Genomic DNA, 26,888 nt, shown 5'->3' on the forward strand with positions numbered 1-26,888 from the left:
CGTACAACCTAACCACTTACTTCCTGTTCCAGTTGCGCAAGCCTTCGGTGCAGCATCGAAATGTTGCGCCCTTGAGCGACGAAAGCTGGTAAATCGGCTGGAAGTTGGCGGCAAACTCTATCAGCCTCACCTTTGTTTGGGAAGCTCCCAAACACACAAGCTCCAGTGCCGGTCATTCTTGCTGGAACAAAATTGTTCAACAAGCTCAAAGCGTTACGTACTTCTGGATAACGCTTCTCGACCACCGGCTGACAGTCATTACGACCGCCCCCTGCAAGAAGGCTGCGAACTGTAATGGCCGGGGTATTGCGTGTCAACTCCGGGTCGGAAAATATTTCCGCTGTACTAACAGAGACTTGCGGGGCGATTACGAGGAACCAGGGCTCGCTCAATTCAACCGGTTCGAGGCGCTCGCCGACCCCTTCGGCAAAGGCCGCGCGACCTCTGACGAACACTGGAACATCCGCTCCCAGCGACAGGCCTATTTCGGCAAGCCGGTCCTCGCCGAGACGTGTCTGCCAGAGATGATCGAGGCCTAGCAGGGTGGTGGCCGCATCCGAGCTGCCACCACCGATGCCGCCGCCCATGGGCAAGCGCTTGACCAGTTCGATATCTGCGCCGAGCTCGCATCCACTCTGGGTTTGAAGCAGCCGGGCCGCACGCACGATGAGGTTGCTGTCGTGATCGACGCCCGGCAGTTCGGAGTTCAGCCGAATCTGGCCGTCCGCGCGGGGTGTGAAAGCAAGCTCATCGCCGTGGTCGAGGAACTGGAACAGCGTTTGCAGCTCGTGGTAGCCGTCGGCGCGACGACCCAGTATGTGCAGCATCAGGTTGAGTTTGGCTGGAGCGGGAAGCGTCAGTGCGGGCATCAGCGACCGAGCTGGCGCGGCTGCCAGTCCTTGACCACAAGGGTAATCTTCAAATCCCGGCCCGCGAGCTTGATGCGTGATGGCAAGGCGTAGCCGTCTTCCTCGCTATAGGCCAGATATTCCACGTCCCAGCCATCCTGTTGCAGCCTGGCGAGACGGCCGTCGACGTCCAGCTGTACTCTGCTGCGACTCTCCGGGGAGGGTAGGCCGCGCACCCACCAGAGCAGATTCGATACTGGCAGCTGCCAGCCAAGTTGAGTCTCAACAAGCGCCTCCGGCGACTCGGCTTCATAACGGCCCTGGCCCGCGACCTCGAGTGAAACAGCATCCGGGCGACCGGTCAGCCGGGTCGCACCACGACCCAGTGGGCCGGACAAGCGTATGTCGAAGTAGTCCTGACGCTGCAGCCAGAACAGGGTGCCGCTGCCGGAATCCTGAGGGGCCTGAATGCCGATCTTGCCGCTGATCTGCCAACCATCGATTGTGCCGATTCGGGCCTTGTGAGTGTTCCATTCATCGGTGCTGCCTGTGCCTTCGACAGACTCTTGCGGACCTAGCCCGGCGCAGCCGGCCAGTATCAATGCAAGGATAGGAGTTAGCAGGTTACGCATCAGCTTCATGGGTCAGGGTTTCTCCGAACCTGTCAAGCGTTTGATGGTCTCGCGCAGTACCGGGCTGTCCGGCTGTTGCTTCAGCGCTTCCTTCCAGACGGACCGAGCCTCTCGCTGGCTTCCGGACGCCCACAGCACTTCGCCGAGGTGGGCTGCGACTTCGTGGTCCGGGAAACGCTCATAAGCTTTGCGCAGCTGTTTTTCGGCCTCGTCCAGATTGCCCAGGCGATAGTTCACCCAGCCGAGGCTGTCGAGAATGGCGGCGTCAGTGGGGTTAAGCCGGTAAGCCTGCTGGATGAGAGCCAGGGCTTCCTCATGGCGATCGGTTCTGTCGGCAAGGGTATAACCCAGCGCGTTGAGCGCCATGGCGTTGTCGGGCTCGCGCTCGATGATGTAGCGCAGATCTCGTTCGAGCAGCCCGAGGTTGCCGCGTTTCTCGGCGATCATGGCGCGGGTATAGAGCAGGTTGAGGTCGTCAGGGAATTGCGCCAGGGCTTGTTGGGCCAGGTCCCAAGCGGCATCGTTCTGTTGCTGCCCCGAAAGTGCTTCGATCTCGATAAGGAACAGCTGGATGGCGTAGTCGGGCTGTTCGCCACGAGCGCTGGCCAGCATCTCGGATGCTTCCTGGTTGCGGCCGAGGGAAAACAGCAGCTCGGCCTGCATAAGCTGTGCTGGTAGATACTCGTTACCCGGACCAACTTTGGCGAAGGCAGCCAGTGCCTGTTGGTGTTGGCCCAACTGATTGTAGGCGCGGCCCAGATTGAAGTGGGCTGCGTCGACGTGACTGCCACGATCGATCAGCTCCTCGAGGTAAACAATGGCTTCGCGCCAGGCCTGGGCCTCTAGGCACACCAGTGCCATTGAAAAGCGTAAGTCATCGTCGTCCGGATATTGCTGTACGAGGGTGGCGAACTCGCCCATGGCTTCATCGAAGCGATCCTGTTCCACCAGCAGTCGGGCATAAGTCAGCCGAAGTCGCTTCTCTTCGGGATGACGGCGCAGACTCGCTTCCAGCAGGGGAATGGCGTCCTTGCTGCGTTCCAGGATTTGCAAAAGTCGGGCTTGGAGCAGGATAGAGGGAATTTCCTGCTCACGAGCGGGTTGCTCCTCCAGCAGCGCCAGTGCTTCCGCCGGCCGGCCGTCCTGCTGCAGCAAAACGGCTTTGCCGAACTTCAACTGAGGGTTGTCGGGGTGCTTGATCAGTAGCTGATCGAAACTCTTGAGCAGGCCAGTGCGTGTGTCAGGATCCGTTTCTGCGGCAGAAAGGGCGAGAAAGTCGAAGTGAGTGTCGCCCTGGCCCTTGAGAACTTCTTCCATGAACTTCAGCGACTCGTCATAACGCCCGGCGCGCGCCAGCTGCACAGCGGCGGCTCGTTGGGCGTCGAGGTTCTCCGGTGCGTTGTCCGCCCAGATCATCGCGGTGTCCAGCGCGGCCTGGTCTGCGCCGAGGTACTCGGCAATCCGGAACCCACGCTCGGCTACGCCAGCATCCTGGGTCGCATTGGCCTGCTGGACATAGTTGCCAAGTGCGATATCGAAGCGGTTGCGCTGCCCTGCAAGTTCAGCCACCAGCAAGGCATAGAGCGTGTCGCCGCTGAACGAGCCGTATTCCGTGACGATTGGTTGCGCCGGCTGCGGGGCGCTCTCCTCGACTGGCGGGCCGCTGTCGGGATTGCTCTGCATGAAGCTTTGGCAGCCACCGAGAAAAAGGACGGCACTGAGGACGAGGAGTTTTTTCATAGGGAACATTTGGCTGGTCTGCGGTCGCGGCATGATGACACAAGCGGTCAGGCAAGCACATGGGCCGGCTTTGAAGGGAATGGGGCTGGTCAAGCAGATTCAGACAATGACGGGCAATGGTTGTTCTGAGACAGGCGAAGTAGGAGAATCGCGCGCTCCGTTTTCGAATCAGCGATCCTGCATGGCTTTCATCGCGCTTGGCATTAATCACAAGACCGCATCGGTGGACGTGCGCGAGCGTGTGGCGTTCACGCCCGAGCAGATGGTCGAAGCGCTGCAGCAGCTGTGTCGTGTCACGCCGACGCGAGAGGCTGCGATCCTGTCGACGTGCAATCGCAGCGAGCTGTATCTGGAGCAGGAGCAGGTCGAAGCCGAGGCTGTGCTTGCCTGGCTTGCCAACTATCATCGCCTGAACCTCGAGGAATTGAAGGCCTGCGCTTACGTGCACACCGACAACCAGGCGGTGCGGCACATGATGCGTGTGGCGTCCGGGTTGGACTCCATGGTGCTTGGCGAGCCGCAGATTCTCGGGCAGATGAAGTCCGCTTATGCGGTGGCGCGTGAAGCCGGAAGTGTCGGCCCGCTGCTTGGGCGACTGTTTCAGGCGACCTTCAGTACGGCCAAAACCGTTCGGACTGACACTGCCATTGGCGAGAACCCGGTTTCCGTCGCATTTGCCGCGGTCAGCCTGGCCAAGCAGATCTTCTCCAACCTCGATCGCAGCCAGGCCTTGCTGATCGGCGCGGGAGAAACCATCACCCTGGTTGCCCGCCATTTGCACGAACAGGGCGTCAAGCGCATTGTCGTGGCCAACCGCACGCTCGAACGCGCCAGCGCACTGGCAGAACAGTTCGGCGCCCACGCGATCCTGCTGGCCGACATACCGCTGGAGCTCTACAACAGCGACATCGTTATCAGCTCCACGGCCAGCCAGCTGCCGATTCTCGGCAAAGGCGCCGTAGAACAGGCTTTGAAGAAGCGTAAGCACAAGCCGATGTTCATGGTCGACATCGCCGTGCCCCGCGACATAGAAGCGCAGGTTGGCGAGCTGGACGATGTCTACCTCTATACCGTCGATGATCTGCATGAGGTCGTCGCGGAGAATCTCAAGAGCAGGCAAGGCGCTGCCCAGGCTGCCGAAGGCCTGGTTGCCGCCGGTACCGATGACTTCATGGCTCGGCTGCGTGAGCTGGCGGCTGTGGATGTGCTCAAGGCGTACCGGCAGCACGCCGAACGGATTCGCGATGAAGAGATGCTCCGAGCTCAGCGGCTACTGGCCAATGGCGCTACACCCGAAGATGCCCTGGCGCAACTGGCGCGGGGCCTTACCAACAAACTGCTGCACGCGCCGAGCGTCCAGCTGAAGAAACTTTCCGCGGAGGGGCGTGTGGAAGCGCTGAGCATCGTTCAGGAGCTCTTCGCCCTTCAGGACAGCACGGACAAAACATGAAAGCGTCGCTGCTCAACAAACTCGATACGCTGCAGGACCGCTTTGAAGAACTGACGGCCCTGCTTGGTGACGCTGAGGTGATCAGCGACCAGACCCGGTTCCGTGCCTATTCGCGCGAGTACGCCGAGGTCGAGCCGGTTATTGCAACATACCGTGAGTTCATCAAGATGCAGTCCGACCTGGAGGGGGCTCAGGCGCTGCTCAAGGATAGCGATCCGGATGTTCGCGAGATGGCAGAGGAAGAAGTCGCCGAGTCGCGTGAAAAGCTCGATCAGATCGAAGCGCGTCTTCAGCGCATGCTGTTGCCAAAAGATCCAAAGGACGGGCGAAACGTCTATCTGGAGATTCGCGCTGGCACCGGTGGTGACGAGGCGGCGATCTTCTCAGGTGATCTGTTCCGCATGTATTCGCGCTATGCCGAACGGCAAGGGTGGCGCGTCGAGATTCTTTCAGAGAGCCCCGGCGAGCACGGGGGTTATAAAGAAGTCATCTCGCGAGTCGAGGGCGACAACGTGTTTGCCAAGCTCAAGTTCGAGTCTGGCGCGCATCGCGTACAGCGTGTTCCGGAAACCGAATCCCAGGGCCGCATCCACACCTCGGCCTGCACCGTGGCGGTACTGCCGGAGCCGGACGAGCAGATTGCCATCGAGATCAATCCGGCCGACCTGCGTGTAGATACCTATCGCGCCTCCGGTGCCGGTGGTCAGCACATCAACAAGACAGATTCAGCGGTACGCATCACCCATATGCCCAGCGGCATCGTCGTCGAATGTCAGGAGGAGCGCTCGCAACACAAGAACCGCGCCCGCGCCATGGCGTGGTTGGCGGCCAAGCTGCAGGACGTGCAGGACAGCGCTGCGCATAAGGAAATCTCCGACACACGCAAATTGTTGGTGGGCTCCGGTGACCGCTCCGAGCGGATACGGACCTATAACTTCCCGCAGGGACGGGTTACCGATCACCGCATCAACCTCACGCTTTACTCGCTCAACGAAGTGATCGGTGGTGCGGTAGAGCAGGTGATTGAACCCTTGCTGCAAGAGTACCAGGCCGACCAACTGGCGGCGCTGGGCGACTGACCTCGTTGTCACGGGGCATGGCGAGCCCTCTCGCTGCCTCGTTTACGAGCACGTTCAATCGAAACCGGTCAGCTTCGTCTGCCATCCGAGTCTACGAAAACGCCCATGTCCTCTATCGAGTCCCTGCTACGTGCGGCCACTTTGCCGGAATCTCCCAGCGCCAGGCTCGACGCCGAATGGCTGTTGGCGGCGGCATTGGGCAAGCCGACTAGCTACCTGCGCACCTGGCCCGAGCGCGAGGTCCCGGCCGATTGTGAGGCCCGATTCGTCGCAGACCTCGCCCGTCGCCGCCTGGGTGAGCCGATAGCCTACATTCTGGGTCGACAGGGATTCTGGTGCCTGGATCTGGAAGTTGCGCCACACACGTTGATTCCGCGTCCGGACACCGAACTGCTGGTCGAGACGGCGCTTAGGCTGCTGCCGGCCACGCCGATTGACGTTCTGGATCTGGGAACAGGTACCGGTGCGATTGCGCTGGCGCTGGCCCATGACCGACCTAACTGGTCCGTTACGGGGGTCGACCGTATTCCCGAGGCCGTTACGCTGGCAGCTCGTAATACCGCGCGCTTGCAATTGGCTAATGCCCGATTCCTCGAAAGCCAATGGTTCTCTGCGCTAGGCGGGCAGCGCTACGCGATGATCGTCAGCAATCCTCCTTACGTCAGGGCGTGCGATCCGCATTTGCGGCAGGGCGATCTACGCTTCGAGCCAGGCAGTGCCCTGGTGGCTGGTGAGGATGGTCTGGCCGACATTCGCCAGATCGTCTCAAGTGCGCCCGACCATCTTTCGCTGGGTGGCTGGCTGCTTCTGGAGCACGGTTACGACCAGGCGGATGACGTGCGCCGGCTGCTTGCCGCACGGGGGTTCGCTGATGTTCATAGCTGTAAGGATCTTGGCGGCCACGAACGAGTCAGCCTGGGTCGCTGGTCATGAATCATCACCAGGAGGGCGACATGCTTAGCGACGACGAGCTCTTGCGCTATAGCCGGCAGATTCTGCTCAAACAAGTCGACATCGAGGGGCAGCTGAAGCTCAAGGGGAGCCGGGTCCTTATCGTAGGACTCGGTGGGCTAGGGTCGCCCGTAGCGCTGTATCTCGCCGCCGCCGGGGTCGGCGAGCTGCATCTGGCAGACTTCGACAGCGTAGACCTGACCAATCTGCAGCGTCAGGTACTGCACGATTCGACCTCCGTTGGCGCACAGAAAGTGGACTCGGCGATAGCTCGACTGTCAGCGCTGAATCCGCTGGCGAGGCTGGTCCCTCACCGCACGGCGATGGATGTCGACTCTCTTGATGCTGCGGTAGCCGCCGTGGATCTCGTTCTCGATTGCACGGACAACTTTTCCGTCCGCGAGGCGGTCAATGCGGCCTGCGTTGCTGCGAAGAAACCCCTGGTGAGCGGCGCGGCAATACGCCTGGAAGGGCAGCTCTCGGTATTCGATTCCAGGGTGGAGACAAGTCCCTGCTACCACTGCCTCTACGGACATGGGAGCGAAGCTGAACTTACATGCAGCGAGGCGGGCGTGCTGGGGCCTGTGGTCGGGATGCTGGGGAGTTTGCAAGCGCTCGAAGCGCTCAAGCTGCTGGCCGGCTTCGGAGAGCCGCTGATAGGGCGTTTGCTGCTGGTTGATGCGCTTTCGAGCCGCTTCCGAGAACTCAGGGTCAAGCGCGACCCCGGCTGCGCGGTTTGCGGTAACCACAATGGCTGACAACGCGCCCGTCGGCGTCTTCGATTCAGGAGTGGGTGGCCTTTCGGTGCTGAGGGAGATTCGTGCGCGCCTCCCTAATGAGTCGCTGCTATACCTGGCCGACAGCGGCCACGTGCCGTACGGCGAGAAAAGCCCGGAGTTCATCCGTGAGCGTTGCCGCACGATTGCCGCCTTCCTATTGGGGCAGGGCGCCAAAGCGTTGGTGGTGGCGTGCAATACAGCAACTGCCGCGGGCATAGCCGAACTTCGTCTGCTATACCCAGATCTCCCGCTGGTAGGGATGGAACCCGCGGTCAAGCCTGCAGCGCTTGCTACTCGCTCCGGTGTCGTAGGGGTGCTTGCTACAACGGGCACATTGAAAAGTGCAAAATTTGCCGCATTGCTCGACCGTTTTGCCAGTGATGTCCGTGTCATTACCCAGCCATGTCCTGGCTTGGTTGAATGCATCGAGGCGGGTGAATTAAACGCGCCTGGTACGCGAGCGCTGCTCGAAGGCTTTGTTCGGCCTTTGATCGATCAGGGCTGTGACACGATCATTCTCGGATGCACCCACTACCCCTTCGTCAAAGCCCTGTTATGCGAGATGCTGCCCCCATCCGTCGCGTTGGTTGATACCGGCGCCGCGGTCGCCAGGCATCTGGAAAGGGTGCTTGCCGGGCTCGATCAGCTGGCCAATGGCCCATCGATGTCGCGCTTCTGGAGTAGCGGCGATCCACGGCGATTGTCGGCAGTTCTACCAGTACTTTGGGGGGAAAACGGTACAGTTTCGTACTGTGCTGTTTAGGAACTCTCGCTGACAGGACGGCTCTGTAACTAAGTAATACTGAACAATTAACAAGCGGCCTACGTTTTGATAAGGAAATTCCGTATGAAGAAACTGATCTCCCTCGCTGCGGTTGCGGCTGTTTCACTGGGTCAGGTAGCGGCTGCTCAAGCGCTAAATCTCACTGCTGCCGTCGGTCAGACCGGCGAATCCACGATGACTTATCGGATCGGCGCGCAGATGGACTTCAACCGCAGCTGGTTCCAGACCAGCGTTGGTCGGCTGACGGGCTATTGGGATGCGGGTTACACCTACTGGGAAGGCGATAAGACATCCGCCAATCACAGCGTGTCGCTGGCACCCGTGTTCGTATATGAATTTGCGGGCGAGTCAGTGAAGCCTTACCTGGAGGCAGGGATAGGCGTTGCTGCTTTCGAGAACACCGAGGTCGAGAATAACGATCTGGGTTCGTCGTTCCAGTTCGAGGACCGTATTGGTGCCGGTCTGCGCTTCGCAGGTGGTCATGAAGTCGGCATTCGGGCGATTCACTACTCCAACGCCGGCATCAAGAACCCCAATGATGGTATTGAGAGTTACGCGCTGCACTACCGCGCCGCATTCTGAGCGCCACTGCAGGGTTGCGCTGACGGTGCATCTCTGCCGTCAGCAATCTTCCAGGTAAGCCGCTGAGGAGCCCTTGCGTTCCTCTAGGCACTCTTCTGACCCGAGTTCGAATTCGCGGCAAATCATTGGGCGCTGGGCGTATATGGTGCACCGCATGCTGTCGCGGTCGAGTGCAGCACACCAGCCATCATCCAAGCGGCGCATGACTTGTCCACCCCAGTCATCTTCATGGATGAACTGCCATGGAACCTCGGTATCTCCGAATAGCATGACTTCGAGTCGGCAGCAGCAGGCTGCGCATGTCGAACAGCTGACACTGTCATCGGGTAGTTGGTAGTGTGGAATAGAAGCGTAGGTCATGAGGGCAGTCTACTCGTCTGCCGCGGGGCTGTGTTTTGTATGAGGGGGGAGACTGCCGGCACCCTGGTTGCCGGCAGTATGGGCTCAGCTGTTTTCGTCGAGCTGCTTGTTTTTCCAGCCTTGCCCGCCGGGCAGCACCAGGTTGAGGATCAGGGCGATGATGGCGCACAGCGAGATGCCTGACAGGCTGAATTCCCCGTAGCCGAACACCATGCCACCGATGCCGAATACCAGCGTTACCGACACGATGATGAGGTTGCGCGCTTCTGCCAGATCAACCTGATGACGAATCAGCGTGCTCAGTCCGACAACTGCGATCGAGCCGAACAACAGGCACAAAATACCGCCCATAACCGGTACCGGAATACTAAGCAGTCCGGCCCCGAACTTGCCGATGAATGCCAGGACAATGGCGAATACCGCAGCCCAGGTCATGACCTTCGGGTTGTAGTTCTTGGTCAGCATCACCGCGCCGGTGACTTCCGCGTAGGTCGTATTGGGCGGGCCGCCGAATAGTCCGGCGGCAGAAGTCGCCAGGCCGTCGCCCAGCAGGGTGCGATGTAGACCGGGTTTCTTGATGAAGTTCTTGCCCGTTACGCCACCGATCGCCACGACGCCGCCGATGTGTTCGATTGCCGGGGCCAATGCCACTGGCACCATGAACAGGATCGCGCCCCAATGGAATTCCGGGGTAACAAAGTTAGGAACGGCCAGCCATGGGGCCGTAACGATGCCGGTGGTATCCACGACGCCGAACGCGAACGACAAGCCGTAGCCCACCGCAACGCCCGCCAGGATAGGCACCAATCGGAACAGTCCCTTGCCCAGTACGGCCACCAGCAATGTGGTCAGCAGTGCCGGCATTGAAATCATCATCGCCGTTTCGTATGGCACCAGCTGAGCGCTGGCGTCGCCAGCTTTGCCCATGGCCATATTGACCGCTACGGGCGAAAGGGCGAGTCCGATGGAAATGATCACAGGCGCGATCACCACCGGAGGCAGCAGGCGATCGATGAATCCCGGGCCTTTCAGGCGAACCGCGAAGCCCAGGATCATATAGACGATGCCGGCAGCCACAACGCCGCCCAGCACGGCAGGCAGGCCGAAGTCGCTCTTGGCCGCGATTATCGGCGCGATAAAGGCAAAGCTTGAAGCCAGAAATACGGGCACTTGGCGCCTGGTAACAAGTTGGAACAGCAGCGTGCCGATGCCGGCAGTGAACAAGGCTACGTTGGGATCCATCCCGGTGATCAGCGGCATCAATACCAGCGCGCCGAAAGCAACGAACAGCATTTGCGCGCCCGCCAGCACCTGACGCCCGAGCGGGTCTTCCATGGGCTGCGACATGCTCAGATGTCCTTTTGCTTGGTGCCGAAGATTTTGTCTCCGGCGTCGCCCAGGCCGGGCATGATGTAGCCGTTTTCGTCCAGTCGTTCGTCGATCGAAGCGGTATAGATGATGACGTCCGGATGCGCGTTTTCAACTGCAGCGATGCCTTCGGGTGCGGCTACCAGCACCAACGCACGTATTTCCTTGCAACCGGCTTTTTTCAACATGTCGATGGCGGCCACCATGGATCCGCCGGTGGCAAGCATCGGATCGATGATCATTGCCAGGCGTTGATCGAGGTCGTCGACGAGGCGTTCGAGGTAGGTGTGTGCCTGCAGAGTTTCCTCGTTTCTGGCGATGCCTACCGCACTGACCTTGGCACCAGGTATCAGGCTAAGTACACCGTCGAGCATGCCAATACCGGCTCGCAGGATCGGCACAACGGTGATCTTCTTACCCGAAATCTTCTCGACCTGGACCGGACCGCACCAGCCGTCGATGCTGTAGTTTTCCAACGGCAGGTCGCGCGTCGCTTCATACGTCAGGATCGATCCGACCTCCTGCGCCAGTTCGCGGAAGTTCTTGGTGCTGATATCGGCACGGCGCATCAGCCCAAGTTTGTGGCGAATAAGCGGGTGGCGGATCTCTCGAATGGTCATGGCTGGCTCCGGCGGGCAAATAAACCGGCGTAGATTAATGCATCAGGGTGTTAGCGGCTATTGAAGTGTCAGCCAGGGGTTGCCCTGTCCGGGGTCGCATCGGTATTGTCCCGCCCCTTAATTTACGGGTAGCCGACCTGGCTGCTTCGATCTCACCATATTTTGGAGCATCGCCATGTCCGCCGATCTTGCACACGTACGCCAGATCATGGCTGAAGCCGATTGCCTTTACGCCGAAGCCGAGGTTGAAGCGGCGATCGACGCTGTGGCCGCAAAAATAAACGCCGAACTGGCTGACCGGAACCCTGTGGTGTTCTGCGTCATGAACGGCGGTCTGATCTTCTCCGGCAAGCTCGTTCCGAAGCTGCACTTCCCTCTCGAACTGTCGTACCTGCACGCCACGCGTTATCGCAACGAGACCAGCGGCGGCGAGCTGTTCTGGAAAGCCAAGCCGGAAATCTCGTTCATGGATCGCGATGTGCTGATCATCGATGACATTCTCGATGAGGGGCACACCCTTGGCGCCATCATCGATTTCTGCCGGCATGCGGGCGCGGCTGCCGTACATACCGCCGTATTGGTCGACAAGGATCATGAACGCAAGGCTCGCCCGGATTTGAAAGCCGATTATGTCGGGCTGAGTTGCGTTGATCGCTACGTATTTGGGTATGGCATGGATTACAAAGGCTACTGGCGCAACGCGCCCGGCATCTACGCCGTTAAAGGCATGTAAAAAGGCCCCAGCAACAGTTAAACGGCGCGGTTGCGAGGAGCACGCCTCCGCACCGGCCGTGATGTGGATCCCGTGCCTCTGGCAAGGGTAGCGCCCAGAGCGCTTCCTTCACCGCCCCGCTGGGCAATGACTCCTTCCACTGTTTCGTTTTGCCTCAGGCGTTCCGCTTCGGTAACGCTGGTTGAACTGTGCCTGAGGCTGATGGCTGTACGGCAGTGTATCAATAGTCTGCACCATGCCCTCTGGCTCGATAGATTCAGGATTTGCCCCCACTCCAGCACACCGATTTCCGCAAACGGTGTCGCAGCTGCTCTACATCGGGGGTTGCGTGACGGTTGCTTGCAGCTAAGCTCTCGGATAGCTTCGCTAGCGCCTGCATCGAAACTTGACGGGGAGCGTTTGCAGGCCAGTTGCGACAAGGCTGTTCATACTTAAGGATTACAAAACAAATCAAACCTTAGTGCGCTTAACCCCCTGCTTCCGTGTGGTTAGGGTGAGCGTACTTCGAACCAACCAGGAGCGCCTCATGACAAAAACAACAAGGCAAGGAATCTTCCAGCCCAAGACTCTGGCCCTCGCGGTCTCTTTGGGTATCGCCGCACCGGCTTACGCAGTCAATTTCAATATCGGAGAAGTGGAAGGTCAGTTCGACTCTTCAATGTCCATAGGTGCAAGTTGGTCCACTACCGACCGGGATATGGACCTGGTGGGCTCGGCTAATGGGGGCACTGGGTACACGCAAACCGGTGATGACGGCCGTCTGAATTTCAAGAAGGGCGAGACTTTTTCAAAAATTTTCAAAGGTATACATGATCTTGAGTTGCGCTACCGTGATAGCGGTGCGTTCATCCGTGGCAAGTACTGGTACGACTTCGAACTGAAGGATGAAAATCGGCTATTCAAGGACATAAGCGACAGCAACCGTAAGGAAGCAGCGCAATCTTCAGGCGCTCAGATTCTCGATGCGTTTCTCTACCACAATTATTACCTGGGTGAGCTTCCCGGTACTGTCCGCGTGGGCAAGCAAGTAGTTAGCTGGGGAGAAAGTACCTTTATTGGTAACTCGATTAACGCCATCAACCCTCTAGATGCAGCGGCTTTTCGTCGGCCAGGTGCAGAAATCAAAGAGGGCTTGATTCCGGTTAATATGCTTTATGTCTCTCAGAGTTTGAGCGACCGCCTCAGCATGGAGGCGTTTTATCAGTTGGAGTGGGACCAAACTATAGCCGACAATTGCGGCACATTCTTTTCAAGCGCGGACGTAGTTGCTGACGGGTGTGATAGTAACTACAACATCCTCGGTGCGGCTGCAGTCAACAACTTGTTGGCGTTGCCGGCGGCAACTCGCGCCGCTCTTGGTATCGATGTAGAGCGTGAAGGATTGCTGGTAAGTAGGGGGGGGGACCGTGACGCCCGCGATTCAGGTCAATATGGCCTTGCAATGCGCTGGCTAGGCGACGCCACGGAATATGGCCTTTATGCCATGAACTACCATAGCCGTACTCCTAATCTCAATATGCGTAATGCTGGGCGGGCATCGATCCTGGCCGCAATTTCTCCTGGTACTAGCGCATTGGCACAACCAATTCTGCTTAGTAACGGCGAATACTTCCTAGAATATCCAGAAGATATCCGACTGTATGGCGCTAGCTTTTCAACTACATTGCCTACCGGTACTGCATGGTCGGGCGAGATTAGTTATAGGCCAAATCTTCCGGTTCAAATCAATACAACGGACATGACTGGGCGGCTGGCTACAAGCGTTGCAGGGGCTGCGGCTGCCGCAGGCGGTGGGCTTGCAGGTGCGGCTGCAGCGTTGGGCACGGCGGGAAGGGAGCACAAGGGATACAATCGCAAAGAAGTAACTCAGGTTCAGACAACGTTCACGCACTTCATAGACCAAGTCTTGGGTGCGGGTCGGGTTACTCTAGTTGGCGAAGTGGGCTACACGCACGTCGGCGGGCTCGAAAGCAAAAGCGATCTTCGCTATGGCCGAGATTCCATTTATGGCCTCGATACACCTGAGTACGGCAATGACGGCTTCGTTACCGCAAACTCTTGGGGCTATCGCCTACGCGCGTTGGCGGACTACAGCAACGTATTTGCCGGTGTGAACCTTACGCCAAACGTTTCGTTCTCTCACGATGTAAACGGCTATGGCCCTAACGGCCTGTTCAACGAGGGCTCCAAAGCAGTCAGCGTTGGTATCGACGCCGTTTATCAGAACGCTTACACAGCCAGCCTGTCGTACACCGATTTCTTCGGCGGCGACTACAACACGCTGGTGGACCGTGACTTCCTCGCTCTTAGCGTGGGCATGAACTTCTAAGGGGGCGCTTAAAGATATCGCCATGCGGAGCAGTGTTCGAAGGGCTCCGCTGGCGTCAGGGCTGCATGCAAGGCCTCCGGCCAAAACAAGATCAAGAGGAACTGGAAGCGTATGAAAACAACAACAAAACTATTCAGTGTCTTGGCCTTCTCGCTACTGGCAAGTAGCGTGATGGCTGCGGTATCACCTGAGGAAGCCGCCAGGCTGGGTAATGAGCTGACCCCGCTGGGTGCCGAAAAGGCAGGTAACGCCGATGGAACCATCCCAGCATGGACCGGCGGTTTAAGCACCGACGCGGCGCCTTTGAACAATGGGCACCTGACCAACCCGTTCAAGAACGAGCAGCCGCAATTCGTAATCACCGCTCAGAATGTCGATCAATACAAGGACAAGCTGACGGCAGGCCAGCAGGCCATGTTCAAACGATATCCGGAAACCTACAAGATACGCGTGTTTCCAACCCATCGCAGTGCCGCTGTGCCTGATCGGATATACGAAGCGGCCAAGAAGAGCGCTCTGAATACCGAGCTGGTGGATGGCGGTAATGGAATTGCCAACTTCTCAGACAGCCGCTACTACGCGTTTCCCATCCCCAAGACTGGTCTGGAAGTGGTGTGGAACCACATCACCCGCTATCGGGGTGGCAACGTACGCCGCAACATCGTGCAAGCGACTCCGCAAACCAACGGCAGCTACACCCTGGTGCATTTCGAGGACGAGGTTGCGTTTCCCAGTGACATGACGGACCTGGATGCCGAGCGCGCCAAGAACGCATTGCTGTTCTTCAAACAGCGGGTCACCGCTCCTTCGCGTCTGGCGGGCAACGTCTTGCTGGTGCATGACTCGCTCGACCAGGTCAAAGAGCCACGTCAGGCCTGGATCTACAACGCCGGCCAGCGTCGCGTGCGTCGTGCGCCACAGGTTGCATATGACGGCCCAGGCACTGCAGCAGACGGCATGCGTACCACCGATAACTTCGACATGTTCAGTGGCGCGCCGGATCGTTATGACTGGAAGCTGGTTGGTAAAAAAGAGCTTTATATCCCTTATAACAGCTATGAGATCAACTCCAGCGAGGCGAAGTACAGCGACATCCTGAAGGCGGGTCACGTCAATCAGGATATGGCTCGATACGAATTGCACCGCGTATGGGAGATTGAAGCCAATCTTAAAAATGGCGAGCGTAATATCTACGCCAAGCGACGCTTCTTTGTGGACGAAGATACCTGGCAGATCGTGCAGTCCGAGCTTTATGACGGCCGCGGGCAGCTCTGGCGTGTAGGTGAGGCTCACCTGCTGCAGTATTATCAGCATCAGGTACCGGCTTATGCCTTCGAGGCGCTCTACGACGTGATTTCTGGTCGTTACATCGCGATCGGCATGAGCAACGAAGAGAAAGCCCATGAATTCGGTTACAAAGCATCGGCCCGGGATTTCACTCCGGCTGCGCTGCGTAACGCTGGGGTGCGTTGATCAGCTAGCATTTCAAAGGTGAATAAGGCGGCCGATAGGCCGCCTTTTTTGTTTCTGGCATAGCGAGGGTGATACTTTTTAGCCATTGCAGGCGAAAGGCAGTGAACCGCTCGGCATGAGTGCAGCGATTCGACAAAAGAGCTGCAATCGTGCAGGTTATTACGGCGCAAGGTGCCGCAATTATCAGATTTCGACCCCGGAGTGGGTCGGATGGTAGCGCTCATCGCATTCTCAATGGACTGATACGAATAAGAGAAACCTCGCTATGTCCGTACGCTTCAACCCTGGTGCCCTCAGCACAGAAGCCGCCGCGCAGGTTCAAGTTGCGACCATTCCACGTCTTCCTCCTCTTCATGTCCCCAGGCCAAGGCTCGTGGAAGCGCTCCTTGAGGCTCGGTGTCGCCTGCGTTTGATCTGCGCGCCAGCGGGTTTCGGGAAAAGTGTGCTGATGAATGAATGTGCTCGGCTAGTGCCTGCCGACACTCACCTCGTCTGGCTTGACTTGGGTGGTCGGTCCTTCACCGCCGAAGCGCTTTATCTTCAGCTCAGTAAAGTGCTGAATTACGCGGCCCCGGCAAGTGGTAATGCTCAGCAAGATCTGACTATCTTGCTGGATGAATTTCCACGGCCATTGTGGATCATGCTCGACGACTATCCTCGAGAGGCTACCGCTCAATTCGATGCCTGCCTCGATCTGCTTCTCGAAAGGGGGCCTGAGTCCGTTAGCTGGTGGGTGAGCAGTCGCCGACAGCCCGCCTGGAAGCTGCCCAGGCTTCTGCTCCAGGGCGACCTTTTCGAGTTGGAGGCCGAGGCGCTGGCGCTTACTGGTTCGGAGTTGAGGCAGCTGTTACGCGTGCATCGGTTGGAGCTGGCTGAAGATACCTTCAAGCAACTGTTGAATGGCAGTGAGGGGTGGCTGGCTGGCGTCAGCCTGCTCTTGTTGAGCGCTGATGAGCAGGCTGTCCGGGAGCGGTTGGTGGCTGGCACACCGCTACTGCGCGATTACGTACATAAAGAGGTACTGGATGGGCAGAGCGAGGATGTCCGCAGGGCCTTGTTCTCACTGGCACGCATGCCGCGATTTTCATCGAAGCTCTGCGAACATATTCTCGATGGCATCGGGGCTGACATCCTCGATGTGCTGAAGACGTTTCAACTCTTCATCCGTCAGATCGATAACTGTGGGGAATGGTTTCGCTTGTGGCGCCCGATGGCGTTGATGTTGCAGCGGATGCCCGAAGCCGTGTCGCCTACCCAGACACACTTGCGAGCCTGCCAATGGTTCGCTAACCGCGGCGAAATGCGGGAAGCCGTGGAGCACGCGCTTTGGGCAGGACAGCCAGAGGTCGCTGCAAACTTCTTGCAGCGGTACGGCCAAGAGCAGTTGCTGATCGGCGACAACGTTTCGCATTTCATGAAATGGCGGAGCGAGCTGCCTCAGGATCTGTTCAACAGTACGACTCGGCTGATCGTATTGCACGGCTGGGCATTGATCATTTCTGCACGTCTCGACGAGGTGGAAGATTGCCTCGCTGACCTGGCTAAATTCTTCCCGCAGCCTGATGCCCGCCGCCAGGCCCAGCTGCTGGCACAGTGGCAAGCGCTTCGGGGGTTCCTTGCGCGATTGCGTGGCGAGCCAGAAGCAAGAAGCTACTGTCTTCAGGCACTCGAAGTGCTGTCCGATCATGCCTGGGCGCAGCGGGTACTCTGCTATCAAGCATTATCACAGCAGGCTATGGCCGACAGTCAGCTCGAGTTGGCTCAGCAGTACAACAGCGAAGGCATGAAGCTTGCGCGGCTCAAGGGCAGCGTGCTGTATGAAGCGATGCTCAATGTAGACCGGATACAGCTGCTCGAAATAACCGGTGAGTTCGAGCGGGCCGTCGGGGTGCTCGAGGAATCACTGCTTGTGCTGCGTGATAACGTCAGGCATAGCCCCATTATCGGACGATTGAAGCTGCTGCAAGGGCACCTGCTGGCATATCAAGGGCTCGATGAGGGGGCACGGGAAGCCTATCAACAAGGGCGAATGGAAACAGAAACCTGCGGTGATTCCTATGTCTTCTTTGGCTATGCAGGCCTGGCCGAGTTGGCGGCTCGCAACCAGGAATTACCGACGGCTTATCACTGGTTGCGCGAAGCTGAGCGTCTGACCCAGTGGCGGCATGTGCCCGAGGCACGATTTCGCGGAATCCTGCCATTGATTACCGCAGTGACCTGGCTGTATCAAGGGCAACTGAAAAAAGCCAAGTCGGGCTTCCTGCAGATTCTGGAGTTGTACGACGGTCATACCTATCTGGCGCCTTCAGGGTTCTACGAGCTGTTGCCCCGGGTCCAACGCTATCTTGCCGTGGTCGACATGCTCTCCGGGCGCTGCGTATTGGCCATCGATACGCTGCGTGAATTGATCGAACAGAATTTGCGTTCACAGCGGCTTGGCCTGGCTTGTGAATGCCGTTTCACGCTTGCCGAAGCGCTGCAACTCGATGGCCAGCTTGCTGAGGCAGACCTGGAGCTGCGCAAGGCCCTTGGCGAAGCGTCGCGGCAGCATCTGGTCAAGCCGCTGTATGAGTTGCAGCACCGCCAACCGCAATGGCTAGGTAAGGTACTGCCTACTGGTAAAGACGAAAGTCTGCGGGACCGTCTGCTGCAATTCGAGCGCGAGCCGGAGGAGCTGATAGCTTCGAGCGAGGAGATGATACTCAGCAACCGGGAGCTAACAGTGCTTCGACTAATCGCTCAAGGTTGCTCGAACCAGGAAATCGCAGAACAGCTCTTCATCTCCCTGCACACGGTTAAAACTCATGCGCGACGCATCAATACGAAGATGGGCGTAGCCAGGCGCACACAGGCGGTCGCCCGAGCGAAGGCATTGGCCTGGCTGTAAAGCGAGCCCAGTCTCCGCGCCCACGGGACATCTCCGCACTTACAAGTACGTTTAGTCTGGTAACTGAGGATCTTATTGTTCTAATCGAGAGGAATTGCAACGGGTTCAGCAGAGCCTGCAGGCAGTCAGGCTGGTCTTATTGGGCGGCACTGAGCGAGTGTTTGGTCAAGCGGTAAGCGCTATTCTGATCGCCTCGCTCTATCGCCAGGCTGAACTGCAAGCTGGTGATTAGCCGTTCAAGTTGCTGCTGATCCCGCCACTGGCTTGAGCTAATGAACCGCTTGACCGCCACGCCAGTGGCGCCAGTCAGCGTAAGCAGAATACTACCGTCAGGCTTCGCAATGCTGAAATTGACGTTGTAGTCTGGCTGAAACACATCGCTGATTTTCTTGAATGGACTGTCCATGCCGGTTACCTGATTGGATGACTGCACCCAATGGACCGATTCGCGAATAACTAGTTTCGCCCACTGGGCATGTTCGCCGCGGCAAAAGGAAGCAGCCTCAGAGTGGCAATGATCAATTCTTCTCTAGTGCCGGAAGCTCAGCCAGTGCTTCGGGGTTGTTCTTGAATGCTCTTGCAAACAGCTCCCGGTGGCGGGCCATGAAAATCCCCAGGTCATCAGCCTGTTTCTCACTCAGGGTAGGTGCGGCGTTTTGAAGGGCTGATGCAAGCGCCTCGGCCAACTCAAGCATCTTGTCGTGACGATCGGCTTCGGCTTTATCCATGAACAAGCGCTCCAGGTCCCGGCTGCTGCGGTACACCACTTCGACGGCCATCTACCACCTCGGCTCAAATGAACGAATACTGTTTATCCATACAGATTAAGCTGAATGGTCCGTATTGCAAAGTCGCGCGGTTAAAAATGTGGCTCAGTCAGCGAACTGCCCTTGAAGTCGCTCGGCACGAAATTCGAGGTTGCCGCTTCGATATCCCGAACGTAACGGTGGCAGTGGCGCGCAGGAATTCCAACGCTGCCCGGGTTGCAGGTCCCCTGGGCCTCGATACTGTGGAGAGTCGTAGTTCGAGGTGACCAGATTCAGATTCGAGCCGGATGAGTAAGCTGCCACTTCCCAGCGCAGGCTGCGCAGCGGCTTGGTGCTATGGTTTTCAAGTGTGATGTGCAGAGGATGCCCCGCTGGGCAGTCGCTCGGGGCGTAGGCCATACGTAATTCGAGCTGGGCGAGAAGTTGCTCCCCACGCTGCTCCTGCCATATCACCCATGCCGCGACCAGTCCCAGCCCCAGCAGAGCACCGAGCGAAATCGGTGCGGCTCGAAGCGGGTAACGGATCAGGAGAATTACCCAGGTGACGACCAGCAGGGCTCCAATCAACATGGCGAATGGCTCTTCGGATGGATGAGCATCGTTACCTCGATATAAGCGAATTCTGAACGCATCCTAACCTGCGATTCCGGCAGCTTGCACGGCGCACTTCGCCACAGCGTGCGACAAGGATGCCAGTCAATCATCCGAGACGGGGCGAGCGTGGCTGGCGAGCCGCTCCAGCGCCGCCTTGAGTTTCGGATCAGCGATACCTCGCGCTGTCTCCTGGATATTGTCGGCCGCGCGAACTGACAGCTCTGGAGCCGGGCCGGGCTTGTGCCGGGGGGGATCGGGAGGCTGAACCTTGAACTGGATACGTGTCAGCTCTCTGAACGGTTCAAGCGCCAATAGCTGCCGCTGCAAGCGGCGTTGCTGGTATCGCAGGCGCGTTGCCCAATGACCATCGGTGACTATCAGCAGGAGGGTCCCTTCGCGCCAGGAGGCTACCCGACAGAATTCGCGGGCCGCCGGCTGCAGCTGGCTTTCTACCAACTGTTGCAAACGGTCAAGCCTTCTTGTTTCTCCAAACAACGCTTTTAGCGGTTTGGCTTCACGTAGAAGCGACGCGGGAGCTCGGGCCGGCTGTGGGCGAAACGACATGGCGAGGACTCGTTGACGTAAGCGGCCATGTTAGCAGAAGCCTCCTTGGGCTCTGAGCTGCCTAGCTTCAAGCGCCGCAAATGCCTCGCGATATCCGGCAGACCTTGGGGCGAGCGATGCTGGCACATTGCCCATAAAGTCGCCGGCTCGATTGTTCGATCGCCGGGGCTGCGCCCCCGGGAGCGACAATAGCTGCGCAGTGGGCACCTTTCCTCTCTGACGTTTCCGAGTAGAATGCCCCCTTTGCACGCAGCCGTGGTGGCCCTGCGGCCGTGCCTCCATCCCCAGCATGGAAGTCTTTGTCGATATGTTCGCGCCTTTAATGAAGAAGCTCTTTGGTAGCAAGAATGACCGTGAGGTCAAGCGCATGCTCAAGGCGGTCCAGTCCGTCAATGCGCTCGAAGAGCAGATGCTGTCTCTCTCCGATGAGCAACTACGGAGCAAGACCTTAGATTTCAAGGCCCGCCTCGGCCAAGGCGAGACCCTCGATCAGATCCTGCCGGAAGCCTTCGCTGTATGCCGCGAAGCGGGCAAGCGTGTAATGGGGATGCGTCACTTTGACGTGCAGCTTATCGGTGGCATGACCCTGCACGAGGGCAAGATTGCCGAGATGCGTACCGGTGAAGGTAAGACGCTGGTGGCGACCCTTGCGGTCTATCTCAACGCTCTCGCCGGTAAAGGCGTCCACGTCGTCACGGTGAACGATTACCTGGCGCGTCGTGATGCCAACTGGATGCGACCACTTTATGAGTTTCTCGGTCTGACCGTGGGCATCGTTACCCCCTTCCAGCCGCCGGAGGAAAAGCGTGCAGCCTATGCCTCCGATATCACCTACGGCACCAACAACGAATTCGGCTTCGACTACCTGCGCGATAACATGGCGTTCAGCCTCGAAGAGAAGAATCAGCGCGAGCTCAACTTCGCGGTCATCGACGAGGTGGACTCGATCCTGATCGACGAGGCTCGGACACCGCTCATCATTTCCGGGCAGGCTGAAGACAGCTCCAAGCTCTATCAGCAGATCAACCAGCTGATCCCGTTGCTCAAGCAGCACATCGAGGAAGAGGAAGGCGTCGTCACCCAGGAAGGCCACTTCAGCATCGATGAGAAGACACGTCAGGTCGAGCTCAACGAACAGGGCCACCAATTCGTCGAAGAGATGCTGACCAAGGCGGGTCTGCTCGCCGAGGGCGAGAGCCTCTACTCGGCGCACAATCTAGGACTGCTGACGCACGTTTACTCCAGCCTTCGGGCGCACAAGCTGTTCCATCGCAACGTCGAATATATCGTGCAGAACAACCAGGTGCTGCTGATCGATGAGCACACCGGCCGGACCATGCCGGGACGGCGTCTGTCCGAAGGCCTGCACCAGGCCATCGAGGCTAAGGAAGGCTTGCCGATTCAGCCCGAAAGCCAGACCTTGGCCTCGACAACCTTCCAGAATTACTTCCGCCTGTACAAGAAGCTGTCGGGTATGACCGGCACCGCCGACACCGAAGCCTTCGAGTTCATGCAGATTTACAGCCTGCCAGTAATGGTGATCCCGACCAACAAGCCGCTGGCACGCAAGGATTACAACGACCTGGTCTATCTGACCCAGGAAGAGAAGTTCGCTGCGATCATCACCGACATCAAGGACTGCCAGAACAATGGCCGTCCGGTATTGGTCGGTACTGCGACGATCGAGAGCTCCGAGTACGTATCGCGCCTGCTGGAAAAGGAGGGCATCGAACACAAGGTGCTCAACGCCAAGCATCACGACAAGGAAGCCGAGATCATCGCCCAGGCGGGTCGTCCTGGTGCCGTCACCATTGCGACCAACATGGCTGGTCGGGGTACCGACATCTTGCTTGGTGGCAACTGGGAAGTCGAAGTCGCAGCGCTGGAGAACCCCACCGACGAGCAGGTCGCGCAGATCAAGGCCGACTGGCAGAAGCGTCACCATGCGGTCCTCGAGGCGGGTGGCCTGCATGTAATCGCCTCCGAACGTCACGAGTCGCGCCGTATCGACAACCAGTTGCGCGGCCGTGCCGGTCGCCAAGGTGATGCCGGTTCGAGCCGCTTCTACCTGTCGCTGGAAGACAGCCTGATGCGTATCTTCGCCTCCGATCGGGTGAAGAACTTCATGAAAGCGCTGGGTATGGAATCCGGAGAAGCCATCGAGCATCGCATGGTCACCAATGCCATCGAGAAGGCCCAGCGCAAGGTCGAAGGCCGCAACTTCGACATGCGCAAGCAGTTGCTCGAATACGACGATGTCGCCAACGAGCAGCGCAAAGTCATCTACCACATGCGTAACAGTCTGCTGGCCGCTGAGGAGATCGGCGAAACCATCAGCGAATTCCGCCGCGAGGCCCTTGATCACGCGATCAGTCAGCATATTCCGCCACAATCGCTGCCAGAGCAGTGGGATATCGCCGGTCTGGAGGCAGTGTTGTACAGCGATTTCGGTACGCGCTTGCCGGTCCAGCAGTGGCTCGACGACGATGAAAAGCTGTACGAGGAAACCCTTCGCGAGCGCATTCTCGAGGCCCTCGTAGCGGCCTACCACGAGAAAGAAGAGCTGGCCGGCGCCGAGGCGCTGCGCACCTTCGAGAAGCAGATTGTGCTGCGAGTGCTGGATGACCTCTGGAAGGATCATCTGTCCACAATGGACCACTTGCGTCACGGCATTCATCTGCGTGGCTACGCGCAGAAGAACCCCAAGCAGGAGTACAAGCGCGAGTCGTTCGCCCTGTTCCAGGATCTGCTGGAGTCCATCAAGCGCGACAGCATCCGCGTGCTATCCCACGTGCAGGTGCGTCGGGAGGACCCCGTCGAGGAAGAACAGCGTCTGCGCCGTGAGGCCGAGGAGCTGGCGCAACGCATGCAATTCCAGCATGAGGAGGTATCTGCGCTGGAGCCTGCCGAGGAGCAGTCAGAAGCCGAGGGTGGCGTTGCAGCCGCAACCGCGCCCGTCCGCACCGAGCAGAAGATCGGGCGTAATGAACCCTGCCCATGTGGCTCCGGTAAAAAGTACAAGCACTGTCATGGACAGGTTCAATAAGCGGCCCTGTACTCTGTGACTCCACGCCGCGACCGGCTTAGCCGCTCGCGGCGTTTTTCTCCCTGCTTTTCTAGGTGGCTGAAGGCCATCCAATCGTTCTGAGGAGTGCATCAATGGCTGTAGGTCTTGGTCCCTTACCCACACTGCATCCGGTTCCCGGTTTTGAGCTTGGTATCGCCTCTGCTGGTATCAAGCGGCCGGGACGCAAGGATGTCGTCGTAATGCGCTGTGCAGAAGGTTCGACAGTTGCGGGCGTGTTCACTCTGAACGCTTTTTGCGCTGCACCGGTGATTCTGGCCAAGCAGCGTACTCAAGGGACCGTTCGTTACCTTTTGACAAACACCGGCAATGCGAACGCCGGCACTGGTGAGCCGGGCATGCAGGCTGCGATTCGTAGCTGCGCCAGCCTTGCCAAACTGGCGGGCATCGATGAAAACTCCATTCTGCCGTTCTCGACCGGAGTCATCGGTGAGCCGCTACCAGTAGACAAGATCGAAGCCGCGTTGCCTGCCGCCCTGGCGGATCTGAGTGAAAATCACTGGGCCGAAGCGGCTACCGGCATCATGACCACTGACACCTTGCCGAAGGGTGCCAGCCGACAGTTCGAACATCAGGGCGTCACCATCACCGTTACCGGTATTTCCAAAGGTGCTGGCATGATCCGCCCGAATATGGCCACCATGCTTGGCTACATTGCGACCGATGCCAAGGTTAGCCAGGGTGTGCTGCAAGACTTGCTGCGTGACGCGGCCAACAAGTCCTTCAACCGCATCACCATCGATGGCGACACCTCCACCAACGACTGCTGCATGCTGATAGCAACCGGCAAGGCGGCGGCTCCGGAAGTCACCGAGGCCAAGGGAGAGTTGTTCACCAAGCTAAAGCAGGCCGTATTCGAGGTGAGTATGGAAGTGGCGCAGTCCATCGTGCGCGATGGCGAGGGCGCCACCAAGTTCGTCACGGTAGTGGTCAATGGCGGTGCAAACCATCAGGAGTGTCTGGACGTGGGCTATGCCGTCGCTCATTCGCCACTGATCAAGACAGCGCTGTTCGCCTCCGATCCCAACTGGGGACGTATTCTCGCAGCGGTCGGCCGCGCAGGTGTGCCTGAACTGGATGTGAGCAAGATCGATGTCTACCTTGGCGCGGTCTGCATTGCCAGCCGGGGTGGTCGCTCTCCCAGTTATACGGAAGAGCAGGGCGCCGCCGTCATGGCTGAAGCAGAAATCGAGATCCGCATCGAGCTGGGACGAGGTAAGTGCAGCGAGACTATCTGGACCACTGATTTGTCACACGAGTATGTGCGTATCAATGCTGAATACCGCACCTGATGCAGCGAGGCCGGTTCGCTCGCTGATGCCCTGCCCGCACAGGGAGCCGTACGGATTGTCGCGTGGAGCCGCGGAATGAAGCGGGTCCATGTGGCTGCGGGCGTGATACGCAGCGGCGACGGCCATGTGCTGATCGCCAAGCGTTCGCTGGACAAGCATCAGGGCGGGCTATGGGAGTTTCCTGGCGGCAAGGTCGAGGCGGGCGAGACAGCTGAGGCGGCGCTTGGTCGGGAGCTGGCGGAAGAGTTGGGCATCGGTGTGACGGCAGCGCGGCCGCTGATCAAGATCACGCACGACTATCCCGACAAGCAGGTTCTGTTGGATGTCTGGGAAGTGCTGGCATTCTCCGGCGAGCCGCACGGTGCCGAGGGTCAGCCATTGGCTTGGGTGCATCCAGAAGACCTGCCGGGTTTCAGTTTCCCTGCCGCCAATCGGGCCATCGTCGCAGCAGCGCGTCTGCCGGACCATTACCTCATCACCCCGGACCACCTATCCCCACCAGAGTTGATCGGCGGCTTGGCATTGGCCCTCGACGCTGGCGTGCGGCTTATCCAGTTGCGTTCGACGTCGCTGGACGGGCTGGCCTATCGGGCTTTGGCAAGTGAGGTTCTCAGCCTATGTGCCGGCCGGGCAAAGGTGATGCTCAAAGGGCCTTTGGAATGGGCGCGCGATTTTCCGGCTGCAGGCTGGCATCTCACTGCTCAGCAGATCCGCCAGCATGCGGGAAAGGGTAGGCCGATAGCTTCGAGTCGCTGGCTGGCAGCGTCATGCCACGATGAGGCCGAAATAGAACTGGCGGCGGAGCTGGGGGTTGATTTCGTCACGGTGTCGCCGATACTGCCTACCGCGACCCATCCGGATGCGCAGGCACTAGGATGGCACCGCGCCGCCGAATTGTTGGCTGGATTCGGCCAACCCGCCTATTTGCTGGGTGGCCTTGGGCCACGTGATCTGGCTCAGGCATTGCGAGTAGGCGCCCAGGGCGTGGCAGGTATCCGGGCGTTCTGGCCTGACTGAGCGTGCGTGAGGCCAGGGCTGGATATGTCTGCCAGCCTTGATTGTCGAATTGCCAGTCGAAATCGATGTCGTACCCGATGATGTTGCTCATGAGGAATTATGATAGTCAATTACTATCGCAGTGATTTCCTCAATCAATTAACCTTATGCGGTCCCCTGCGTTATCGTAGCGGCCGTTAAAGTTCTTAACCCCCCGAGGAGTTAGTAGATGTCTCTGATCAACACCCAAGTTCAGCCATTCAAAGTCAACGCTTTTCACAATGGCAAGTTCATCGAAGTCACCGAAGAGTCCCTCAAGGGCAAGTGGTCGGTACTGATCTTCATGCCGGCAGCCTTTACTTTCAACTGCCCTACCGAGATCGAAGACGCTGCCAACAGCTACGCTGAGTTTCAGAAGGCCGGTACCGAGGTGTACATCGTCACCACCGATACCCACTTCTCTCACAAGGTATGGCACGAGACTTCCCCCGCAGTAGGCAAGGCTCAGTTCCCGCTGATCGGCGACCCGACTCACCAGCTGACCAACGCTTTCGGCGTACATATCGCTGAAGAAGGTCTGGCACTGCGTGGCACCTTCCTGATTAACCCGGAAGGCGTGATCAAGACCGTTGAGATCCATTCCAACGAGATCGCTCGCGACGTCTCCGAGACTCTGCGCAAGCTGAAGGCCGCTCAGTACACCGCTGCTCACCCGGGCGAAGTGTGCCCAGCCAAGTGGAAAGAAGGCGAAGCCACTCTGGCCCCGTCGCTGGACCTGGTCGGCAAGATCTAAACGGCCTTCCGGGCGCTGCGCTTGGTCGCAGCGTCCACTGTGCTGTATTTCGGACGACTCATCGATCCGAGCTCCAACGCCTGGGCGTGAACCGTCCGGGCGTTTTATTACCTGAATTCTGCAAGAAGGGGATCGCTGCTCATGTTGGACTCCAATCTCAAAGCGCAACTGAAAACCTACCT

At 58.6% G+C, this 26,888-nt stretch carries 24 protein-coding genes; 14 read left to right on the forward strand and 10 right to left on the reverse strand.

Translation table 11 applies throughout. The features are described from left to right. Positions 1-8 precede the first annotated feature (8 nt). From ispE to EA797_RS21275, 3 genes are read right to left on the reverse strand one after another with little or no spacing between them, the layout of a single operon-like run. On the reverse strand, positions 9-869 hold the full coding sequence (ispE, locus tag EA797_RS21265; protein WP_122168928.1) for a 4-(cytidine 5'-diphospho)-2-C-methyl-D-erythritol kinase: 861 nt from the start codon (positions 867-869) through the stop codon (positions 9-11). After that, positions 869-1,489, reverse strand: coding sequence for a lipoprotein insertase outer membrane protein LolB (gene lolB, locus EA797_RS21270; protein ID WP_122168930.1), 621 nt, complete (start codon positions 1,487-1,489; stop codon positions 869-871). The genes ispE and lolB overlap by 1 nt, the downstream gene beginning before the upstream one ends. Positions 1,490-1,492: 3 nt before the next feature. Then, positions 1,493-3,220: a tetratricopeptide repeat protein gene (locus EA797_RS21275; protein ID WP_122168968.1), complete on the reverse strand. Its 1,728-nt coding sequence runs from the start codon at positions 3,218-3,220 to the stop codon at positions 1,493-1,495. A gap of 181 nt (positions 3,221-3,401) precedes the next feature. Between EA797_RS21275 and hemA the strand changes: the two genes are divergently transcribed. From hemA to EA797_RS21305, 6 genes are all read left to right on the forward strand, one after another. Further along, positions 3,402-4,670, forward strand: coding sequence for a glutamyl-tRNA reductase (gene hemA / locus EA797_RS21280; RefSeq protein WP_122168970.1), 1,269 nt, complete (start codon positions 3,402-3,404; stop codon positions 4,668-4,670). Continuing rightward, entirely contained in the window at positions 4,667-5,749 is a 1,083-nt protein-coding gene (gene prfA / locus EA797_RS21285; RefSeq protein ID WP_122168932.1) for a peptide chain release factor 1, read from the forward strand. Before hemA ends, prfA begins: the two co-directional genes overlap by 4 nt. A gap of 105 nt (positions 5,750-5,854) precedes the next feature. Beyond that, positions 5,855-6,682, forward strand: coding sequence for a peptide chain release factor N(5)-glutamine methyltransferase (gene prmC / locus EA797_RS21290; RefSeq protein ID WP_122168934.1), 828 nt, complete (start codon positions 5,855-5,857; stop codon positions 6,680-6,682). 20 nt (positions 6,683-6,702) lie between these two features. Then, positions 6,703-7,458, forward strand: a complete 756-nt coding sequence (locus EA797_RS21295) for a molybdopterin-synthase adenylyltransferase MoeB (RefSeq protein ID WP_122168972.1) — start codon at positions 6,703-6,705, stop codon at positions 7,456-7,458. After that, positions 7,451-8,242: a glutamate racemase gene (gene murI, locus EA797_RS21300; RefSeq protein WP_122168936.1), complete on the forward strand. Its 792-nt coding sequence runs from the start codon at positions 7,451-7,453 to the stop codon at positions 8,240-8,242. Before EA797_RS21295 ends, murI begins: the two co-directional genes overlap by 8 nt. A gap of 84 nt (positions 8,243-8,326) precedes the next feature. Then, a complete protein-coding gene (locus EA797_RS21305; RefSeq protein ID WP_122168938.1) occupies positions 8,327-8,845 on the forward strand; it encodes an acyloxyacyl hydrolase in 519 nt (172 codons plus the stop codon). 39 nt (positions 8,846-8,884) lie between these two features. Here EA797_RS21305 and EA797_RS21310 read toward each other — a convergent pair whose 3' ends face one another. From EA797_RS21310 to upp, 3 genes are all read right to left on the reverse strand, one after another. Further along, positions 8,885-9,205 carry a YkgJ family cysteine cluster protein gene (locus EA797_RS21310; protein WP_122168940.1) on the reverse strand — a complete coding sequence of 107 codons (321 nt, stop codon included), beginning with the start codon at positions 9,203-9,205 and terminating at the stop codon, positions 8,885-8,887. 84 nt (positions 9,206-9,289) lie between these two features. Further along, positions 9,290-10,552, reverse strand: a complete 1,263-nt coding sequence (locus EA797_RS21315; RefSeq protein ID WP_122168942.1) for a uracil-xanthine permease family protein — start codon at positions 10,550-10,552, stop codon at positions 9,290-9,292. Between the two features lie 2 nt (positions 10,553-10,554). After that, positions 10,555-11,193, reverse strand: coding sequence for a uracil phosphoribosyltransferase (gene upp / locus EA797_RS21320; RefSeq protein ID WP_122168944.1), 639 nt, complete (start codon positions 11,191-11,193; stop codon positions 10,555-10,557). 175 nt (positions 11,194-11,368) lie between these two features. Between upp and EA797_RS21325 the strand changes: the two genes are divergently transcribed. The 4 genes from EA797_RS21325 to EA797_RS21340 all read left to right on the forward strand — a co-directional run bounded on the left by EA797_RS21325 (position 11,369) and on the right by EA797_RS21340 (position 18,615). Beyond that, complete coding sequence (locus tag EA797_RS21325) at positions 11,369-11,926, forward strand: hypoxanthine-guanine phosphoribosyltransferase (RefSeq protein ID WP_122168946.1); 558 nt, start codon at positions 11,369-11,371, stop codon at positions 11,924-11,926. A 526-nt stretch (positions 11,927-12,452) separates the two neighbouring features. Then, positions 12,453-14,255, forward strand: a complete 1,803-nt coding sequence (locus EA797_RS21330; RefSeq protein ID WP_122168948.1) for a DUF1302 domain-containing protein — start codon at positions 12,453-12,455, stop codon at positions 14,253-14,255. Positions 14,256-14,366: 111 nt separating this feature from the next. After that, positions 14,367-15,728 carry a DUF1329 domain-containing protein gene (locus EA797_RS21335; RefSeq protein ID WP_122168950.1) on the forward strand — a complete coding sequence of 454 codons (1,362 nt, stop codon included), beginning with the start codon at positions 14,367-14,369 and terminating at the stop codon, positions 15,726-15,728. A 265-nt stretch (positions 15,729-15,993) separates the two neighbouring features. After that, positions 15,994-18,615 carry a LuxR C-terminal-related transcriptional regulator gene (locus tag EA797_RS21340; protein WP_122168952.1) on the forward strand — a complete coding sequence of 874 codons (2,622 nt, stop codon included), beginning with the start codon at positions 15,994-15,996 and terminating at the stop codon, positions 18,613-18,615. Positions 18,616-18,751: 136 nt separating this feature from the next. On the opposite strand, the gene EA797_RS21345 is transcribed toward EA797_RS21340, so the two are convergent. The 4 genes from EA797_RS21345 to EA797_RS21360 all read right to left on the reverse strand — a co-directional run bounded on the left by EA797_RS21345 (position 18,752) and on the right by EA797_RS21360 (position 20,540). Then, positions 18,752-19,021 carry a DUF3509 domain-containing protein gene (locus tag EA797_RS21345; RefSeq protein WP_122168954.1) on the reverse strand — a complete coding sequence of 90 codons (270 nt, stop codon included), beginning with the start codon at positions 19,019-19,021 and terminating at the stop codon, positions 18,752-18,754. Positions 19,022-19,133: 112 nt separating this feature from the next. Next, positions 19,134-19,394 (reverse strand): YebG family protein, encoded by a 261-nt coding sequence (locus tag EA797_RS21350; RefSeq protein ID WP_122168956.1) that lies wholly within the window; start codon positions 19,392-19,394, stop codon positions 19,134-19,136. Between the two features lie 93 nt (positions 19,395-19,487). Beyond that, on the reverse strand, positions 19,488-19,952 hold the full coding sequence (locus EA797_RS21355; RefSeq protein WP_122168958.1) for a multidrug transporter: 465 nt from the start codon (positions 19,950-19,952) through the stop codon (positions 19,488-19,490). Between the two features lie 126 nt (positions 19,953-20,078). Beyond that, positions 20,079-20,540 carry a DUF721 domain-containing protein gene (locus tag EA797_RS21360; RefSeq protein WP_122168960.1) on the reverse strand — a complete coding sequence of 154 codons (462 nt, stop codon included), beginning with the start codon at positions 20,538-20,540 and terminating at the stop codon, positions 20,079-20,081. Between the two features lie 307 nt (positions 20,541-20,847). Between EA797_RS21360 and secA the strand changes: the two genes are divergently transcribed. The 4 genes from secA to ahpC all read left to right on the forward strand — a co-directional run bounded on the left by secA (position 20,848) and on the right by ahpC (position 26,706). Then, the gene (gene secA, locus EA797_RS21365; protein WP_122168962.1) at positions 20,848-23,586 is read left to right on the forward strand and encodes a preprotein translocase subunit SecA; all 2,739 of its coding nucleotides are present in this window, start codon (positions 20,848-20,850) and stop codon (positions 23,584-23,586) included. Between the two features lie 113 nt (positions 23,587-23,699). Then, on the forward strand, positions 23,700-24,917 hold the full coding sequence (argJ, locus tag EA797_RS21370; protein WP_122168964.1) for a bifunctional glutamate N-acetyltransferase/amino-acid acetyltransferase ArgJ: 1,218 nt from the start codon (positions 23,700-23,702) through the stop codon (positions 24,915-24,917). 75 nt (positions 24,918-24,992) lie between these two features. Next, on the forward strand, positions 24,993-25,934 hold the full coding sequence (locus EA797_RS21375; RefSeq protein ID WP_122168966.1) for a Nudix family hydrolase: 942 nt from the start codon (positions 24,993-24,995) through the stop codon (positions 25,932-25,934). 208 nt (positions 25,935-26,142) lie between these two features. Further along, positions 26,143-26,706, forward strand: a complete 564-nt coding sequence (gene ahpC / locus EA797_RS21380) for an alkyl hydroperoxide reductase subunit C (protein ID WP_102837994.1) — start codon at positions 26,143-26,145, stop codon at positions 26,704-26,706. The last annotated feature ends 182 nt before the right edge of the window (positions 26,707-26,888 follow it).

This window comes from Stutzerimonas zhaodongensis, from assembly GCF_003696365.1.
GTDB lineage: Bacteria > Pseudomonadota > Gammaproteobacteria > Pseudomonadales > Pseudomonadaceae > Stutzerimonas > Stutzerimonas zhaodongensis.